The following is a 17,607-nucleotide window of genomic DNA, read 5'->3' as shown; positions in this document are numbered from 1 at the left end:
ATGGCTATGGAACGAATAGAGGTGAAAGGTGCTAGAGCCCACAACCTTAAAAATATTGATGTGAATATCCCGCGTGACCAGCTAGTGGTCATTACGGGTTTATCTGGTTCAGGAAAATCGTCGCTTGCCTTTGATACCATTTATGCAGAAGGTCAGCGCCGGTACGTTGAATCTCTTTCAGCATATGCACGCCAGTTTCTCGGTCAAATGGATAAACCAGATGTAGATGCCATTGAAGGTCTTTCTCCGGCGATTAGTATTGACCAAAAAACAACAAGCCGGAACCCTAGATCAACGGTTGGAACTGTCACTGAAATCTATGATTACTTACGTCTATTATATGCTAGAGTCGGAAAACCTATTTGTCCTATACATGGGATTGAAATTACGTCACAAACGATTGAGCAAATGACAGATCGCATTTTAGAATATCCAGAAAGAACGAAGCTGCAAGTGCTTGCACCGGTCGTATCTGGCCGCAAAGGAACACATGTCAAAGTACTTGATCAAATTCGGAAGCAGGGCTATGTTCGAGTGAGAGTCGATGGAGAGATGGAAGACCTTTCAGAAGATATCGAGCTCGAAAAGAATAAAAAGCATTCCATTGAAGTCGTCATTGACCGGATTGTGGTGAAGGAAGGCGTTGCCGCTAGGCTGTCTGATTCCCTTGAAACGGCACTTCGTCTAGGAGAAGGCCGGGTCATGATTGATGTGATTGGACAAGAAGAGCTGTTATTTAGTGAACATCATGCTTGTCCGCACTGCGGGTTCTCTATTGGTGAACTTGAGCCGAGAATGTTCTCGTTTAACAGTCCTTTCGGTGCCTGTCCGAGCTGTGATGGACTCGGTTCTAAACTAGAAGTCGACCCTGAGCTTGTGATTCCTAATAAGGATTTGACTTTACGTCAGCATGCCATTGCACCATGGGAGCCGCAGAGCTCACAATACTATCCGCAGCTTCTTGAGGCTGTATGTACACACTATGGAATCGACATGGACATTCCAGTCAAAGATATACCGCCGCATTTATTCGATAAAATTTTATATGGCAGCGGCTCTGAGCTGATTTATTTTAAATATGAAAATGATTTTGGTCAGGTTCGTGAAAACGAAATTGAGTTCGAAGGTGTCCTTCGTAACATTGAACGACGTTACAAGGAAACAAGCTCTGATTATATCCGTGAGCAAATGGAAAAATATATGGCCAATCAGCCTTGTCCGACATGTAAAGGGTATCGCCTGAAAAAAGAAACGCTTGCGGTTCTCATCAATGGCCAGCACATCGGAGAAATTACCGATTTATCTGTCTCTGATGCACTTGATCTCTATGAAAAAATCGAGTTATCTGAGAAAGATTTGCAGATTGCCCAGCTCATTTTACGAGAAATCAAAGAACGTTTGTCCTTCTTAAATAATGTAGGTTTAGATTATTTGACATTAAGCCGATCAGCTGGCACACTATCAGGCGGTGAGGCGCAGCGGATTCGTCTTGCGACTCAAATCGGGTCAAGACTGACAGGTGTTCTTTATATATTAGATGAACCATCTATTGGTCTGCATCAACGGGATAATGACCGTTTGATTGGAACCTTGAAAAACATGCGTGACATCGGAAACACGCTGATTGTCGTGGAGCATGATGAAGATACAATGCTTGCCGCTGATTATTTGATTGATATTGGACCGGGAGCAGGCGTTCATGGAGGAGAAGTGATTTCGGCTGGAACGCCAGAAGAAGTCATGAAGGACCCGAAATCTTTGACAGGCCAATATTTATCTGGTGAGAAATTTATCCCGCTTCCAATTGAAAGAAGAAAGCCTGACGGCCGCTACATCGAAATAAAAGGTGCAAAAGAAAACAACCTGAAAAACGTTAATGCGAAGTTTCCTTTAGGTGTCTTTACAGCGGTGACGGGTGTGTCTGGCTCAGGGAAAAGTACGCTTGTGAATGAAATTCTATTGAAATCACTTGCGCAAAAACTGCATAGAGCGAAGGCGAAGCCAGGACAGCACAAAGAAATCAAAGGAATGGATTATTTAGATAAGGTCATTGATATTGATCAATCTCCAATTGGCCGTACACCAAGATCCAACCCTGCCACTTATACAGGTGTATTTGATGACGTGCGGGATGTCTTTGCACAAACCAATGAAGCAAAGGTACGAGGCTATAAGAAAGGCAGATTCAGCTTTAACGTCAAAGGCGGCCGCTGTGAGGCGTGTCGTGGAGATGGAATCATTAAAATTGAAATGCACTTTTTACCTGATGTGTATGTACCTTGTGAGGTGTGTCACGGGAAACGTTATAACCGAGAGACACTAGAGGTTACGTATAAAGGAAAAAACATTGCTGATGTTCTTGAAATGACTGTGGAGGACGCACTGCAATTTTTCGAGAACATCCCGAAAATTAAGCGAAAGCTACAAACGATTTATGATGTTGGGCTAGGATACATTACACTTGGACAGCCTGCGACGACATTGTCTGGGGGAGAGGCGCAGCGTGTGAAATTGGCATCTGAGCTTCACCGCCGTTCAAACGGAAGGTCTCTTTATATTTTAGACGAGCCGACAACTGGCCTTCATGTCGATGATATTGCCCGTTTATTAAAAGTGCTTCAGCGTTTGGTCGAAAACGGGGATACGGTTTTGGTCATTGAGCACAACCTTGATATTATCAAGGCCGCTGATTACCTCGTTGATTTAGGACCAGAAGGCGGTGCAGGCGGCGGAACGATCATTGCCACTGGAACACCTGAGCACATTGCAAAAGAAGAAGCTTCTTACACAGGTCAATACTTGAAGCCTATTTTAGAACGTGACCGCGAACGAATGAAACAGTTGGTCAAAGAAACGGAAAGTGTGACATCATCATAAGAAAAAGCCCCTCTTTATCGGGGGTTCAGCGTGTAGGCAAACCCTCGCACTCTTTGTCAGGTCTGCGCTCCGGTATTCGCCCTTCCTAGACTTCAAAGGTTTTCTATCACGCTGAAAAGAAGAGAAAGGGCTAAAATAAAGATCATTTTAGCCCTTTCTCCCCGGTCTAAACCCCTCTTTATCCGAGGGGTTTTCCTTTTATTGCGCATCTTCCTTCGGCATTAAATTACTGAGGTGCGTTAAATCCTTTAAGATATGGGTGCTGCTGCTGTCGAGCAGTACTTTTAAGTAGCGGATATCACCATATTTCGGATGAGACGGATGAATCGTCTCCAGCTCCTTGATCATTTCGCTGTTCATGCTTTTCTGTTTCTGTATAAGGTCTAAAAGCGTTTGGACTGTGTGGTTAGAATTATGATGATCTGTCAAAATAATTACCCCCTATAATGATAATCACCATCTTTTCAACATATTTTAAAGGGTAATCCGTGAAGAATCTACACTTAGGGGGAAAAAGAAATAATTTGTGTCTAAGGTCATATGTAATTCGGATGATTTTGAAACTTTTTATACGCAATAAACGTATGATTTAGAAAGGAATTTTCGTCATGAAGGAGCGAATATATATGAATAGAGATCAGTCGATCATTGCATCTATTTGTTATTTTAGTGTATTTTTTATGCCGTTTATCTTACCGATTGTGGCGTATTTTGTAGTAGACCAAAAGGAAACGAAACGGCATGCGATGCGGGCATTTTGGTCACATCTGCTGCCAATTGCAGCGGGCATTATTTTGGTTTTTGGGTCTATCCCATTTTTACTTGCGACGCAGGCGAGTGACTCTCTCATTCCAGGCATGACGATGCTTATTTTGTGTTTTTTAGTAGCTATTGGCTTTTTGATCTCTGTCATTTGGAATATCATTCAAGGTATTAAAGTACTTCAATCCATCAAATCGTAGGAGGGCTTTGTATGAATGAAAAAGAACGAATTTTAAAATTAGTAGAAGACGGGACATTATCAGCAAAAGAAGCGATTACGCTTTTAGAAAAGCTAGAAGAAAGTCAGTCTGTATCATTAGAGAAGTCTACAGCCGATCATACCTTTCATGAAGAAAAAGCTGGGGCAGAAAGTAACGGAAACGCCACCGAGAATCTTGGGGCAAAGCTGTTTGGCTGGTTAGATTCTGCGGTGAAAAAGGTAAAAGATGTGGATCTTGATTTGAACTTTGGACAGTCAGTCGATGTTGATCACATTTTTCAGTTCAAAGATGCCTCACTCTCTCATTTAGATATTCAATTGGCTAACGGCAGTCTCAATGTGATGCCTTGGGACGATAGAGATATTCGAGCAGAGTGCCATGCGAAAATCTACCGCGCAGAGGATGGAGAGCAGGCAAGACAGCAATTTCTCAATCAATTGGACTGCGGGCTTGAAGGGGATAAATTTTTTATTCGAACCGAAAAGAAGACGATGAAAGTCAATGTCACCTTATATGTACCGCGTATCCAATACGATAAGATCAAGGTCAAGCTGTTTAATGGACCGATTCGCGGGGAAAAGCTAATGACAAAAGAACTTGCTGCGAAAACCACAAATGGTGTTGTCTCTTTTGCCTCTTTACAGGCAGATAAAGTCGGAATTGAAACAGCAAACGGACAAATTAAACTGGCTGATCACGAGTGTGGTATGATTGAAGTAGAAACCATCAATGGGCTCATTGACCTGCGTGGGAAAAGTGAATCAATTGATGCCCAGAGCTTTAACGGGAACATTGCTGTCCAGCTGTCGGATGAGAAGTGCCGTTCGATCTATGCGAAAACCACAACAGGCAGTGTGGACGTTCAGATCCCGCGTGCATGTGCAGTGACCGCTGAGCTGAAAAGCAATCTCGGGTCTATCTCTCACGATTTGCTTGATGCAGATATGGTGAAAGAGAAAAATGAAACGCTGCAAAAAGAGAAAATGATCAAAGCCAATCAACAGGCAGTGCACAGTATATCCATTTTTGCAGAAACAAAAACAGGTTCAATACAAGTAAAGCACCAATCAGACAAGGAGTGATTCTACATGAAGAAGCTTTATCGTTCAGCAACAAATAAAAAAATAGCGGGTGTTGTTGGTGGACTTGCCGAATACTTAAGTGTTGATGCATCCCTGCTTCGCATTTTAACAGTGATTATCGGATTTATGACAGCATTTATGCCGATCTTCCTTGTTTACTTCATCTGGTATTTTGTTGTTCCGGAAGAAGGCACTAACTAAATGCTTAGATGGATCGTCAGTATTTTAGTAAATGCATTACTTTTAATTGTCATTGCTGGATATTTTGATTCGGGCATTCTGCCGGGGCTCGGAAGTGTGTATATTGAAGGATTTGGTGCAGCCATTGTGGCAAGTATCATTTTGTCCTTGCTCAATATTTTAGTGAAGCCGTTTTTGATCATTTTAACGCTGCCAGTGACCGTACTCTCACTAGGATTGTTCTTATTTGTCATTAATGCCATCACACTGATGATGACATCGAGCTTTATGGGCGATAGTTTTAACATTGATGGGTTTGGAACGGCCATTTGGATGGCTGTCATTTTATCCATTTTCCATCTGCTGATACAAAAAGGAATCGTGGAGCCGTTAGCGAAAAAAAGCTAACGGTTTTTTGTGTAAAATTGTCTTATTTTCCCGTTCCATCTGTCATAAAAACCACCTTCAGGAGACACAATATCCGAAGGGAGGTGGTGCACGATGGTGAATGTGAGCAGACAAATCATGCTTTTATGTTTTTTTATCATTCTTTTTTGTTTTAGTCAGCCTGCTTCAGCAGGGCCCTTTATCCAAACACAAGTGAATATACCGGACAAGCCGTTTTCACCTTTTATTTTTGACCAATTTCATGTGGACGTTCGTCCAGTTCAAGGAAAAAGCCGTGATCTTCAGTTTCGGGCGTCTATTAGTCAGTCAGAACAAATTTTGTCTGCAAACTTGTACTATAAACAAAGTGATGAACTGGGGTACCGATTGATTCCAATGGAACGGTTACCTGGAATGAAGCCAGAATTTACAGCGAAAATCCCGCCAGATCAATTATGGAATTCAACGGTTCATTACTATACAGAGTTTCTTACGCAGAAATCTGTGATCAAAACGGCGGAACAATCTGTTCACTTAAACGGATTTGAAGAGGATCTCTCACATATTCCGGACTTACTCATCACGGAGATTGTCGTTAATTCAAAAAATCGAAAAGGCAAAGATGCATTTGAATTTATAGAAGTTTATAACACGACGCATGCTCCTATCTCTCTTCAGCATTATCAGCTGCGCTACCGCAATCCTGCACAAGGCACCGAGATGGATGATGTTTATTCATTTCACACAAATCCAGTCACCCTTTCACCTGGAAAGCCTTATGTTTTCTGGTTAAGAAAAAAAGGGCAGGAGCATTTAACAGTAGCGGACTTTAATGCTATGTACAAAAGCCAATTAAAAGAAGGAGAGCATATCTCAGTGATCGAGAGCAAAGGGCTGTCCAATTCCAAATCTCGTCTTGTCACGATCACAACAAATATAGGTGAGGAGATTTCTTCAGCAGCATTTCGTTTAAAGCCATCATTGTTTAGCGAGCATAAATCCTTGCTGTTTAAGTATCCGATGGATGGTACGCCGCAAATGAAGCTGATCTCGAAAATTGAGGAAGAGCCAACACCTGGAAAAGTGTTAAAAGCACAAATTCCATCTGAAAAAAAGGAAATTTCTCAAGATATTCATAAACCTGTCATTGAAGATATGACGGACAAGAAACCGGTGAAACCAACTGAAAGTATAGAGATTAAAGCAGATGTACAGGATGATCAGTTCGTCAAAACCGTCAAGCTGCGTTATCGAACGAATCGGAAAGATGATTTTAAAGAGATTCTGCTTCAAAAAGATCATAATGACCGGCTATTTCATCATATTATTTATTCGCCTGAGCTGATTGGTAAAGAACAGTTGGAATATCAGCTTGAAGCGTCAGACGGCGAAAATCAAGCAATGACGATGAAGAAAACGATTGATGTGGAGCAGGTCAGCAAAACCCACGGTCTGCGATTCAATGTAGAAGAGGGAGATACAGTTTCAGGTATATTCTCATTAAAGGCAACATCTGATCAGAAAAAAAACATCCAATTGATGATAGATGGAAAGCGAAGTCGACAAGCATTTTCGGCCCTTGAAGCAGATCCATATATTGCATTTGATGTCAAAGGGACAAATTTATATTTTAGAAATGGAGTGTCCATAGGTAAGCACTTACTTTCTATTTTTGATGATTCGACAAAAGTGTATCGTACCTATACAATGCCAATACCAGAAGCAGAGATGAATCAGTCAGGTTCACAAACGATTTCTATTCATGCTGGAACGAAGTCTTCCCCGGTTGACCGGCTGCCTGGGGAGAATCACGATGATTTTGAATTGAAAAATGTCAGGATGATTTTATCGAATGGAACACAAATTGCTCCAGTGAATTCCAAGCCGCAAAAAGAATGGAAGATGGGAGACGGTGGTAACGCCAAAAAGGTAAGAACGTTTCAATTTGAAATCCCAAAAGAGGCTTATGTTTCAACCTATATTCAGTGGGATACAAGAAGGCTGAAAGAAGGAACGCATCTTATTGAGGCCAAAACCGCAGGCGAGCATGCATCTGTACGTGTAAAAGTCGATAACACAGGTCCGAAAATCAAGACCAACATACAAGCAAATGAACAATATAAAGGAGCCTTTACGTTAAAGGCAAAGGTAACTGATCGTTGGAGTGACATAGAGGACATGAAGGCATTTTTAGATGGTAAACCGGTTTCCTTGCCTTATCAGACATCTTCTAGTGAATTAGACCCTGGAGAGCACACGTTTACAATCAAAGCAAAAGATGCCGCAGGGAACATGTCTACTTTGAAAAAAGAATTCAAGACGGTACATGAACACCCCGAGATACCAGAACGAGTGTCAGATAAGACAAAAGTGGAATCGTCTAAGCAAACCGTGTTAACCAAGGACCCAACAAATGATAAGTTAGATTACTCATTTTATCGTGCCTACCAATATACATCGCTGCATCCATCAATGAAGATTTTTAAATATGCAGCTGAGACTGAACCGCCAAAGAGTTTTAACCAAACGGGGGAAATGATCTTTTCTGATCAAGAAAGGAATCGCATTGCATTTGCTGATGGTAAGGCAGTCGAGACGAAGGATTTACAGCGTTTTCCCTACCATCGTTTTCAAATCAAGGTGCATCATCATGTACGTGAAAAGGATGTCGTCGAGGCTGTTTGGAAAGGAGGATCATTGTCAGGGAGAAAGGTGACAATGTACGCATGGAATCATCAGCATGAAAAATGGGATAAAATCACTCATCACTTTGCAAAGGATCAAAAGGAATTTTACCTTAAAGGCCTGCTGTCAGTGAGACAGTACATGAAGAATCAAACGTTTGATTTGCTTGTACAGGATGAAATCAGCAAAGTGCAAAAGCCATATAGGATGGTATGGATGTCTGACACACAATACTATGCAAAGAGCTATCCTCATATCTTTAAACAAATGGTCGAATGGATCAGAGATCAAAGAGATAAGTTAAACATTCAATATGTGTTCCATACAGGCGATATTGTGGATGATTCAAAGGATAAGCAATGGAATCGTGCCGATACATTTATGCGTGTGTTAGATGATCATCATATTCCTTATGGTGTTTTAGCAGGAAATCATGATGTCAGACACAAGGATGGTTTTTATGCGGAATATGGGAGATACTTTGGAGCGAAACGCTTTGCAGAAAAACCTTATTATGGTGAATCCTATCAAAATAATCGAGGTCATTATGATCTCATCTCTGCCGGTGGCAATGATTATATGATGGTGTACATGGGCTGGGGGATTAAGCAAAATGAAATCGATTGGTTAAACCGTGTCATTTCTGAGCATCCAGATCGTATCGTCATTTTAAACTTTCACGAGTATTTGTTAGTGAGTGGCAACCGAAGTCCGATAGGCGACCTCATCTTCCACCAAGTGGTAAAACGTCACCCTAATATTGTGGCAGTATTTAGCGGGCACTACCACGGAGCGAGCAGGAAAGTAGATGAGCTTGATGATGACCATGATGGAAAAGTGGACCGGAAAGTATATCAAATCCTTGCTGATTATCAGTCAGGTCCTGAGGGCGGTCAAGGATTTATGAGGTTGATTACAGCGGATCAAGAAAAAAATCAACTTCATTTTACAACATACTCACCTTACATGAATCAAGAGCATTTCTATGATCCTAAAACGTATGGAGATCAGGATGAGTTTTCAATTGATGTGGATTTGACGCCGAAAATGAAATCCGTCAAAACCAATTATTTTGAACTCAATGTATATACAAACGTCCTTCTAGGAGAAGCACGAGGCGTAAAAAGCGGCAAAAAAGCAAGCTTTAAGTGGAAAGGCTTAAAGCCAAATCAAGACTATTATTGGTATACTGTTGCAAAAGATCGTTTTCAAGGGAAAGCTGTTTCACCTATATGGAAAATTCATACAAAAAATGATGACGAAACAACATATCTTCGGAAATAAGAAACTGTGCTTCGATGTAGGAGCACAGTTTATCTTTCCATTGTATGAATGAGTTTGTAACGATCCCCTCTATAAACGGAAAGAACATACTCGAATGGAAGGTCGTTTTGAAAATACGTTGTTCTTGCAATTGATAGCACAGGCGAGCCAGTTGAAATAGACAGCACGTGTGCTTCCTGCTCTGAGGCAACATTGGCTTCAAGCTCCTGTTTTGCATGGGCAATTGCAAGGCCAGTGTGATTTTCTATATATTCATATAAAGAGCCAGTTAAATGTTTCTTGGTTAATTCTCCAGCGAATGTTTCGGGTATATAGCTCGTTTCAATCGCCATTGGTTCATCATTTGCAAGACGTATTCGTTTTAGTTCATATACAGCATCGCTATTAGAAAGTTGTAAGACTGGCAGCAAGTGCTCTGGACATACGGTTTTTTTGAAATCAACCAGCTGGCTTGAGGCTTTGAGCCCTCGTTGGCGCATATCTTCTGTAAAGCTTGTTAAGCCTTGAAGCGGTTGTTCAAACTTTTTTCGGCTAACAAAGGTGCCTTTTCCTTTTTGGCGATACAAATATCCTTCGTTCACAAGGTTCGATAAGGCTTGTCTGACAGTCATTCGACTAATATCAAAGCGTTCGGCATACTCTCTTTCAGAAGGAATGAGTGTATCAGGTGCTAATGTTCCATCCTCAATCTGCTTTTTCAAGTTCTCCATAATCTGATGGTACATCGGAATAGGTGACTGTTTATCAATAAACATGTGAAAATCCTCTCGTGTTTAGCGTAGTGAACCAGCTTCTCGATCAATGAAAATCGTCACATCTTGATGATGTTTAAGGGCAGATGCAGGGAAGTCTGGGTGAATCTCTGTCTGTTCTAAATATTGTATCACTTTCGCTTTTGATTTTCCTGATGCAAGAAGGAGAATTTTTTTGCTTGAAAGAATGCTCGCAATTCCCATTGTGATGGCATGTGTAGGTACCTCATCAATAGAAGAAAAGTATCTTGCATTTGCTTGACGGGTGTTTTCATCTAATTGAACAACATGAGTCTTTGAGTCGAAAGAGGTACCTGGTTCGTTAAAACCAATATGTCCATTTTGTCCGATTCCAAGAAGCTGAAGGTCGATGCCCCCTACATCTTGAATGAGCTGATCATATCTTAAGCATTCTTCTTCCAAATTAGGTGCAGCGCCATTTGGCAGGAAATACTGATCCTGAGGGAGATCAATATGATCAAATAAATGACGTTTCATATAGGTCATATAACTATTTTCATCATCGGGATGAAGTCCTGCATACTCATCCAAATTGACTGTTCTTGTTTGTTTGAAAGACAGTTGCTTCGCTTGATGAAGTTGAATTAATTCTTTGTAGGTATCGATAGGTGTACCGCCAGTTGCTAGGCCGAGCACTGCATCTGGTTTAGATGCGATTGTACGTGCAATGAGGGCAGCTGCTTCTTTTCCTAATTGATCTTTATCTTCAAATTCGATGATGTTCATCAGTGGTTGGCCTCCTTTTTTTCAAAGACGATTTGCCCGCGGCAGATCGTCATCATTAGTTCGCCAGATTGATCCCAAATGACCAAGTCCGCCAGTTTTCCAACTTCGATAGAACCGAGCTGATGATCAAGCCCTAGCTGAGTGGCTGCATTGGTTGAGGTCATCTTTGCAATCTCGGTCCACTCACAATGAGTGATCTGTCTCATTCGTTTGACGCCATCTTTCATTCGTAAAATCGACCCTGCAAGTGTCCCATCTGACAGCAATGCCTTTTCACCGCTGACTGTGACAGTCTGACCGCCAAACTCGTATGTTCCATCCCCTAGACCTTTTGCACGCATTGAGTCTGTGATCATTATCAAACGATCACTTCCTTTTGCGAGATACGCAAGCTTTATAGAAAGAGGGTGTGAATGAATACCATCTGTGATCAGCTCAATATGAAGGTTCTCGTTTGTAAGAGCAGCACCTACAGCATTTGGCTCACGATGCTGAAACGAACTCATTGCATTATAAAGGTGCGTCACATGGCGTGCACCATGCTTTGCTGCTAATTCAATCATGTCATGATGAGCATTCGTATGTCCAATAGAAGGGATGATGTTCTTTTCTTGCAACAGGGAAAGAAAAGCAAATTCAAGGTCTTCCTCAGGTGCAAACGTGACAACTTGAATGAGCTGTTCAGATGCATCTAACCATTTCTCGAAAAGCGGGAGATCCGTCTGTTTAATCCATTGAGCAGGTTGTGCACCTGCTTTATCCTTAGAAATAAATGGACCTTCGAGGTGGATACCTAAACATTGTGCCTGACTTCCTGCTTGTTCTTCATTATACTGTTTCCAATGAGCGACATTTTTAAGTGCTTGCTCAATCTCTTGATGGTTTTGGGTAATGGTTGTCGCTAAAAAGCTTGTCGTTCCTTCTGACGGTAAATTGTCAGCAAGTGTATTCATGGCTTCTGGTGTCGCATCCATCATGTCTGCACCATATCCGCCATGGATGTGAATATCAATCATTCCGGGAAGTAAATAAAAGTTTTCCCGGGAAATATATACTTTTTCATAATTTCCTGTCGGTGGTGATGTTGAAATATAGTCGATCTTGCCATCGCATAAACCGACAAAACCGTGTTCAATGATCTGTGCCTTTGTCACAATATGAATATTGGAGAGCAATAAAGAGCTGCTCATGGTTGTGCCCCCTTATTCGTTATCTTTATCTTTAGTTTACCCTTTTTAAGTATAGTTGTCTATACCAGTGGAGGGGGTGAGACAGGATCAGGATAAAATACTATTTTGGGTTCATCATTGAAAGTGATAAAATAGAGCTGTATTTCTGAAACGCCTGTGATAAAAGGAGGAAGAAGCGTGCCGAAAGTTCGTACGAAGGACATAATGGAACAATTTCATCTTGAACTGGTAAGTGGGGAAGAAGGGATTAATCGTCCCATTACAATCAGTGATCTTTCCAGACCAGGTATTGAAATGGCTGGATATTTTACATATTACCCAAAAGAAAGAGTTCAACTTTTAGGGAAAACAGAGCTTTCCTTTTTTGAACAACTCCCAGAACGCGAACGAAAGCAGAGAATGATGTCTCTTTGTACAGATATTACCCCTGCTATTATTTTGTCACGAGATCGTGAAGTGCCGAAGGAATTAATTGAAGCATCAAATGAAAATGGGGTGCCGGTTTTACGATCAAGCTTAAAAACGACAAGACTTTCGAGTCGATTAACCAACTTTTTAGAAAGTAAGCTTGCACCAACGACTGCCATTCATGGCGTGCTCGTAGATGTATATGGTGTAGGTGTTTTGTTAATTGGGAAAAGCGGAGTAGGAAAAAGTGAAACAGCCTTAGAACTAGTAAAGAGGGGACACAGGCTGGTCGCAGACGATTGCGTGGAAATCCGTCAAGAGGATCAGGATACGTTAGTTGGAAGCGCACCAGAGCTGATTGAACACCTTCTGGAAATTCGTGGATTAGGTATTATTAATGTGATGACCTTATTTGGAGCAGGCGCCGTCAGAAGCTATAAGAGAATTACGATTGTGATGAACCTTGAGCTTTGGGAACAAGGCAAACAGTATGATCGTTTAGGGCTTGAAGAAGAAAAAATGCGGATCATTGATACAGATGTACCGAAGCTGACCATCCCTGTACGTCCAGGACGAAATTTAGCGGTCATTATTGAGGTGGCTGCGATGAACTTCAGATTGAAACGAATGGGGCATAATGCAGCGGAACAATTTACAAGTAAACTTGCCGATGTCATTGAAGACAATGGCCAGGATGAATAGGAGTTGTCTATATGAACGAAGCAATTCAACCAATTGATCCGATTGCTTTTCAGCTCGGACCTATATCGGTTCATTGGTATGGTGTGATTATAGGGGTCGGAGCCTTGCTTGGACTCTGGCTCGCACTGAGAGAATGTGAAAAAAGAGGAATCAATAAAGATACGTTTATTGACTTAATCTTATTTGCGATTCCAATCGCCATTATTTGTGCACGAATTTATTATGTGTCCTTTGAATGGGACTACTATCAGCAGCATCCAAATGAAATCATTAAGATTTGGAATGGCGGAATTGCAATACACGGCGGGCTGATAGGTGCAGTGCTGACAGCCATTGTATTTACAAAAGTGAAAAAGGTATCCTTTTGGAAAATCGCCGATGTGGCAGCACCTAGTATTTTACTAGGGCAGGCTATCGGGCGCTGGGGCAACTTTATTAATCAGGAAGCGCATGGTGAGGCTGTCTCAAGAGCCTTTTTAGAAAATTTGCATCTGCCTGAGTTTATCATTAATCAAATGTATATTGATGGGACCTATTATCACCCAACGTTTTTATACGAATCATTATGGAATCTTGCCGGCGTTGTGATTTTGATTTTATTACGCAGAACATCACTGCGTAGAGGCGAAATTTTCTTGTCTTATTTAATTTGGTATTCAATTGGCCGTTTCTTCATTGAAGGAATGAGAACGGACAGCTTAATGCTGACAGACCATCTTCGAATCGCACAGATGATTTCAATTGCGATATTGGTAGCAGCTGTTTTGCTGATTGTCTTTAGAAGAATCAAAGGCTACGCATCCATTCCGTATAAAGAGAACAACTCATCGAATTAAGCAGGGGGGATCAGAAGAGATGGGGGAGACATGGAAAAACGGCTTTAAAGCAGGGCTGTCGACGACTTGGACACTTGGAAAAGTCATTTTTCCGGTTACTATTCTCGTCAGTATCTTGCAGCATACGCCTGTTATGGATTGGATTATACAATTCATACGGCCATTTATGGGGTTGTTTGGTCTTTCGGGGGAAGCGGCGATTCCGCTTGTATTAGGAAATATGCTGAACTTGTATGCGGGTATTGCCGCTATCTTGACATTAGAGCTTCCTGTGAAGGAAGTGTTCATTTTAGCGGTGATGCTATCCTTTTGTCATAACCTGATTATCGAATCGACAGTGGCGGCAAAGGTTGGACTGAGGGTGTCCGTAATTTTGTTAGTCAGAATCAGTCTTGCCGTTGTTTCAGCTATTGTCATTCATCTTGTTTGGCAGGGAGGCCAGGAGCCGGCGCAATATGGATTGCTTACAGCAGCTCAGGCGGCTGATGTGCCTTCAAGCTGGTATATGATCGTTCTTCTTGCTGTACAGAAAGCCTTTCTTGGTGTACTCCAGCTGGCTTGTATCGTCATCCCTCTCATGATCATCATTCAATTCATGAGAGATTTAGGGTGGCTGCATACTTTGTCTAAGTGGCTGTCTCCTTTTACTAGAATGCTTGGAATGAAAGAAAATACGTCTATGACGATGGTGGCTGGATTAACCATTGGTCTAGCTTATGGAGCGGGAGTGATGATGAAGGCAGTGGAAGAGGACGGTGTGAGCAAAAAGGATTTAACCCTTGCCTTCATTTTCCTTGTTGCTTGTCATGCGGTGGTTGAAGATACCCTGATTTTTATTCCACTTGGCATTCCAGTATGGCCGCTTCTTGTCATCCGCCTGATTTCTGCCATTTTATTGACAGCTGCCATTAGCTATATTTGGCGGAAGCGGGAACATGCAGCTGTTAGAAAGGAAGCTATATGAACGAATCAACTATCAACACAGTGCTATTTGATTTAGATGGCACGTTAATCAATACAAATGAATTAATTATTGCTTCATTTCAGCATACGCTGGATCATTATTATCCTGGTCAGTACAGTCGTGAGGATATCCTTCATTTTATTGGTCCATCACTGTTTGATACATTTTCTGCGATGGACCCGAACCTGACGGATGACATGATTCAGATGTATCGGACGTTTAATCATGAACAGCATGATCTGCTTGTGACTGAGTATGAGACGGTTATAGATACGTTGAAAATCCTTCAGGATCGAGGATTTAAGCTCGGAATTGTTACAACGAAGATACGTGATACGGTCTTAATGGGATTGAAGCTGACAGGTTTAGAGCCATTCTTTGAGGTGATTGTGACACTGGATGATGTACAAAATGAGAAGCCGCATCCGGAACCAGTCCAGCTGGCTTTATCCAAACTTGGCAGTGATCCACATGAAGCGGTGATGGTCGGTGATAATTATCACGACATTTTGTCTGGTCAAGCGGCAGGGACAAAAACGGCAGGTGTCGCTTGGTCCATTAAGGGAGAAGAGGCTCTTTTAAAGCATCGCCCTGATTTCATGCTGAAGAAAATGAGTGATCTCTTGGCGATTGTTGGAGCTGATTAAGTTGAGAAAAACAGATCGTTATCCTGTAAAAGGGGTCAATTCGCTTAGACAAGTCTATCGGACGGTCCCCTTTTTCAAAGTTGTGAAAAACTTTATCTTTATTCAATTGGCAAGGTACACGCCCTTTATGGGAATGAAAAACTGGATTTATCGGACTTTCCTTCGTATGAAAGTCGGCGAGGATACGGCGTTTGCCTTAATGGTTATGGTTGATCTGATGTTTCCTGAGAAAATTACTGTCGGTCGAAATAGTGTGATCGGCTATAACACGACCATCTTGTCCCATGAGTATTTGATTAAAGAGTACAGACTTGGGGAAGTCTATATTGGTGATGAAGTCTTAATTGGAGCAAATTCAACCATTCTGCCTGGAGTGACGATCGGTGATGGTGCGATCGTATCGGCGGGTACACTTGTTCATAAGGATGTCCCAGCAGGCTCCTTTGTTGGAGGAAATCCAATGCGCATGATTTATTCGAAAGAACAAATGGAAGCACGTCAATCTACGTCTGCTGAGTAGCTCGGCAGACTTTTTTGTTGACATTCTGACACGGTGTAACTATAATGATTACAACAGAGGTGAGAAAACATGAAAATCAGCAGCAGATTTACTGTCGCTGTCCATATTCTGGCCTTGCTATCACTTGAAAAAGGATCATTACAGACATCGGAGGATATCGCAGGAAGTGTGAATACAAACCCAGTGGTCATCCGCCGCATTATGAGTAAATTAAAAAAAGCAGGCCTAATCTCAACGAGTCTTGGCAAAGGTGGTTCTCAGTTGAACCGCAGTGAAGACGACATCACACTGCTCGATTTGTATAAAGCGGTTGAAGTCGTGGATGAGGGGGAATTGTTTCAAATCCATGAAAGCCCAAATCCTGACTGTCCGATCGGGGCAAATATTCAAGCGGTACTCGAATTAATTTTGTGCCGCGCCCAAAGTGCGATGGAGCAAGTGCTTGCTGAGATCAAATTAAGTGAACTAACGCAGGTGTTAATCAAAAAAATTGGATGATCTATTCAATTTTTTTTACCTCTGTTGTAACTTAATTAGTTACACCTCTCGTTATAAAAATAAAACCATATTGTAGGAGGAGTTAACATGAAAATTGGAATCATTGGCGCAACAGGTAAAGCAGGACAAGAAATTTTAAAAGAGGCTCAATCAAGAGGACATGAAGTGACGGCAATCGTCCGAGATGCACAAAAGGTGACAGATACATCAGTAGCCGTTTTAGAGAAGGATGTGTTTCACTTGGAGGCAGAAGACATCAAAGGTTTTGATGTCATCGTGAATGCATTTGGCGCACCTGCTGGACAAGAGCATCTTCACGTAGAGGCTGGGAAAAAGCTCATTGATATCTTGAAAGAGGCACCAGACACTCGTTTAATCGTTGTGGGCGGAGCAGGCAGTCTATTTGTAGATGACGCCAAAACAATGAGGCTTGTTGACACACCAGAGTTTCCAAAAGAATATTTCGCCACTGCTTCACAGCAAGGAGAAAACCTAAAGGATCTTCAAAAGACCGAAGGATTAAAATGGACATTCCTCAGTCCAGCTGCATTCTTTGACCCAGCAGGCAAACGCACAGGTTCTTATGTGAAAGGAAAAGACCATCTAATTGTCAATTCAAAGGGTGACAGCTATGTGAGCTATGCTGACTATGCCATTGCGCTAGTTGATGAAATTGAGCAGGCTGCCCATGTTGGAGAACGATTTACTGTTGTATCTGAAGCTGAATAGGAAGAGAAAAAGCCCCGCTGAAGAGCGGGGTTTTCAGCGTGCAGACAACCCCTCGCATTAGGTGTCAGTCCTGCGTGCCGGTGCTCACGAATCTCAAATTCGCTCTGCTCCGGTACTCGTCCTTCCTAGACTTCAA

At 41.9% G+C, this 17,607-nt stretch carries 17 protein-coding genes; 13 read left to right on the top strand and 4 right to left on the bottom strand.

All coding sequences use genetic code 11. From position 1 onward, the window contains the following. On the top strand, positions 1-2,877 hold the full coding sequence (gene uvrA / locus NPA43_RS15705) for an excinuclease ABC subunit UvrA (RefSeq protein WP_099726352.1): 2,877 nt from the start codon (positions 1-3) through the stop codon (positions 2,875-2,877). Positions 2,878-3,075: 198 nt separating this feature from the next. On the opposite strand, the gene NPA43_RS15700 is transcribed toward uvrA, so the two are convergent. Beyond that, positions 3,076-3,306 carry a hypothetical protein gene (locus tag NPA43_RS15700; protein ID WP_099726351.1) on the bottom strand — a complete coding sequence of 77 codons (231 nt, stop codon included), beginning with the start codon at positions 3,304-3,306 and terminating at the stop codon, positions 3,076-3,078. 197 nt (positions 3,307-3,503) lie between these two features. On the opposite strand from NPA43_RS15700, the gene NPA43_RS15695 reads away from it, so the two are divergent. The 5 genes from NPA43_RS15695 to NPA43_RS15675 all read left to right on the top strand — a co-directional run bounded on the left by NPA43_RS15695 (position 3,504) and on the right by NPA43_RS15675 (position 9,478). Next, positions 3,504-3,839, top strand: coding sequence for a hypothetical protein (locus NPA43_RS15695; RefSeq protein ID WP_230030691.1), 336 nt, complete (start codon positions 3,504-3,506; stop codon positions 3,837-3,839). A gap of 11 nt (positions 3,840-3,850) precedes the next feature. Continuing rightward, positions 3,851-4,942 carry a DUF4097 family beta strand repeat-containing protein gene (locus NPA43_RS15690; RefSeq protein WP_099726349.1) on the top strand — a complete coding sequence of 364 codons (1,092 nt, stop codon included), beginning with the start codon at positions 3,851-3,853 and terminating at the stop codon, positions 4,940-4,942. 6 nt (positions 4,943-4,948) lie between these two features. Next, the gene (locus NPA43_RS15685) at positions 4,949-5,143 is read left to right on the top strand and encodes a PspC domain-containing protein (RefSeq protein WP_099726348.1); all 195 of its coding nucleotides are present in this window, start codon (positions 4,949-4,951) and stop codon (positions 5,141-5,143) included. Further along, positions 5,144-5,530, top strand: coding sequence for a phage holin family protein (locus NPA43_RS15680; RefSeq protein ID WP_024423577.1), 387 nt, complete (start codon positions 5,144-5,146; stop codon positions 5,528-5,530). A gap of 93 nt (positions 5,531-5,623) precedes the next feature. Beyond that, on the top strand, positions 5,624-9,478 hold the full coding sequence (locus NPA43_RS15675) for a lamin tail domain-containing metallophosphoesterase family protein (RefSeq protein WP_256499044.1): 3,855 nt from the start codon (positions 5,624-5,626) through the stop codon (positions 9,476-9,478). Positions 9,479-9,507: 29 nt separating this feature from the next. Here NPA43_RS15675 and NPA43_RS15670 read toward each other — a convergent pair whose 3' ends face one another. Genes NPA43_RS15670 through nagA form a run of 3 tightly spaced genes read right to left on the bottom strand, consistent with a single transcriptional unit; the run spans position 9,508 to position 12,167 of the window. After that, on the bottom strand, positions 9,508-10,233 hold the full coding sequence (locus NPA43_RS15670; RefSeq protein WP_099726346.1) for a GntR family transcriptional regulator: 726 nt from the start codon (positions 10,231-10,233) through the stop codon (positions 9,508-9,510). A gap of 18 nt (positions 10,234-10,251) precedes the next feature. After that, positions 10,252-10,977 carry a glucosamine-6-phosphate deaminase gene (gene nagB / locus NPA43_RS15665; protein ID WP_099726345.1) on the bottom strand — a complete coding sequence of 242 codons (726 nt, stop codon included), beginning with the start codon at positions 10,975-10,977 and terminating at the stop codon, positions 10,252-10,254. Beyond that, positions 10,977-12,167 carry an N-acetylglucosamine-6-phosphate deacetylase gene (gene nagA / locus NPA43_RS15660; RefSeq protein ID WP_099726344.1) on the bottom strand — a complete coding sequence of 397 codons (1,191 nt, stop codon included), beginning with the start codon at positions 12,165-12,167 and terminating at the stop codon, positions 10,977-10,979. Before nagA ends, nagB begins: the two co-directional genes overlap by 1 nt. Before the next feature lie 177 nt (positions 12,168-12,344). Here nagA and hprK point away from each other — a divergent pair, with 177 nt between their 5' ends. The 7 genes from hprK to NPA43_RS15625 all read left to right on the top strand — a co-directional run bounded on the left by hprK (position 12,345) and on the right by NPA43_RS15625 (position 17,471). Next, a complete protein-coding gene (gene hprK, locus NPA43_RS15655) occupies positions 12,345-13,277 on the top strand; it encodes an HPr(Ser) kinase/phosphatase (RefSeq protein ID WP_003212943.1) in 933 nt (310 codons plus the stop codon). An 11-nt stretch (positions 13,278-13,288) separates the two neighbouring features. Beyond that, complete coding sequence (gene lgt / locus NPA43_RS15650) at positions 13,289-14,113, top strand: prolipoprotein diacylglyceryl transferase (protein WP_099726343.1); 825 nt, start codon at positions 13,289-13,291, stop codon at positions 14,111-14,113. Between the two features lie 19 nt (positions 14,114-14,132). Next, positions 14,133-15,077: a nucleoside recognition domain-containing protein gene (locus NPA43_RS15645; RefSeq protein WP_256499043.1), complete on the top strand. Its 945-nt coding sequence runs from the start codon at positions 14,133-14,135 to the stop codon at positions 15,075-15,077. Next, complete coding sequence (gene ppaX, locus NPA43_RS15640) at positions 15,074-15,724, top strand: pyrophosphatase PpaX (RefSeq protein WP_099726341.1); 651 nt, start codon at positions 15,074-15,076, stop codon at positions 15,722-15,724. Before NPA43_RS15645 ends, ppaX begins: the two co-directional genes overlap by 4 nt. A 1-nt stretch (position 15,725) precedes the next feature. Beyond that, positions 15,726-16,244 (top strand): acyltransferase, encoded by a 519-nt coding sequence (locus NPA43_RS15635; protein WP_099726340.1) that lies wholly within the window; start codon positions 15,726-15,728, stop codon positions 16,242-16,244. A gap of 69 nt (positions 16,245-16,313) precedes the next feature. Continuing rightward, a complete protein-coding gene (locus NPA43_RS15630) occupies positions 16,314-16,742 on the top strand; it encodes an Rrf2 family transcriptional regulator (RefSeq protein WP_099726339.1) in 429 nt (142 codons plus the stop codon). An 87-nt stretch (positions 16,743-16,829) separates the two neighbouring features. Then, the gene (locus NPA43_RS15625) at positions 16,830-17,471 is read left to right on the top strand and encodes an NAD(P)-dependent oxidoreductase (protein ID WP_256499042.1); all 642 of its coding nucleotides are present in this window, start codon (positions 16,830-16,832) and stop codon (positions 17,469-17,471) included. Positions 17,472-17,607 lie beyond the last annotated feature (136 nt).

This window comes from Bacillus pumilus (genome assembly GCF_024498355.1).
GTDB classification, from domain to species: Bacteria; Bacillota; Bacilli; order Bacillales; family Bacillaceae; genus Bacillus; species Bacillus pumilus_P.
Note: the sequence above shows the minus strand (reverse complement) of the source record. Positions and strands in the feature narration are given on the sequence as shown.

Excerpts from the sequence above, each read along its gene's own strand:
- uvrA (WP_099726352.1), top strand. The coding sequence starts at position 1 with ATGGCTATGGAACGAATAGAGGTGAAAGGTGCTAGAGCCCACAACCTT.
- NPA43_RS15695 (WP_230030691.1), top strand. The coding sequence starts at position 3,504 with ATGAATAGAGATCAGTCGATCATTGCATCTATTTGTTATTTTAGTGTA.
- NPA43_RS15690 (WP_099726349.1), top strand. The coding sequence starts at position 3,851 with ATGAATGAAAAAGAACGAATTTTAAAATTAGTAGAAGACGGGACATTA.
- NPA43_RS15685 (WP_099726348.1), top strand. The coding sequence starts at position 4,949 with ATGAAGAAGCTTTATCGTTCAGCAACAAATAAAAAAATAGCGGGTGTT.
- NPA43_RS15680 (WP_024423577.1), top strand. The coding sequence starts at position 5,144 with ATGCTTAGATGGATCGTCAGTATTTTAGTAAATGCATTACTTTTAATT.
- NPA43_RS15675 (WP_256499044.1), top strand. The coding sequence starts at position 5,624 with ATGGTGAATGTGAGCAGACAAATCATGCTTTTATGTTTTTTTATCATT.
- NPA43_RS15670 (WP_099726346.1), bottom strand. The coding sequence starts at position 10,233 with ATGTTTATTGATAAACAGTCACCTATTCCGATGTACCATCAGATTATG.
- nagB (WP_099726345.1), bottom strand. The coding sequence starts at position 10,977 with ATGAACATCATCGAATTTGAAGATAAAGATCAATTAGGAAAAGAAGCA.
- nagA (WP_099726344.1), bottom strand. The coding sequence starts at position 12,167 with ATGAGCAGCTCTTTATTGCTCTCCAATATTCATATTGTGACAAAGGCA.
- lgt (WP_099726343.1), top strand. The coding sequence starts at position 13,289 with ATGAACGAAGCAATTCAACCAATTGATCCGATTGCTTTTCAGCTCGGA.
- NPA43_RS15645 (WP_256499043.1), top strand. The coding sequence starts at position 14,133 with ATGGGGGAGACATGGAAAAACGGCTTTAAAGCAGGGCTGTCGACGACT.
- ppaX (WP_099726341.1), top strand. The coding sequence starts at position 15,074 with ATGAACGAATCAACTATCAACACAGTGCTATTTGATTTAGATGGCACG.
- NPA43_RS15630 (WP_099726339.1), top strand. The coding sequence starts at position 16,314 with ATGAAAATCAGCAGCAGATTTACTGTCGCTGTCCATATTCTGGCCTTG.
- NPA43_RS15625 (WP_256499042.1), top strand. The coding sequence starts at position 16,830 with ATGAAAATTGGAATCATTGGCGCAACAGGTAAAGCAGGACAAGAAATT.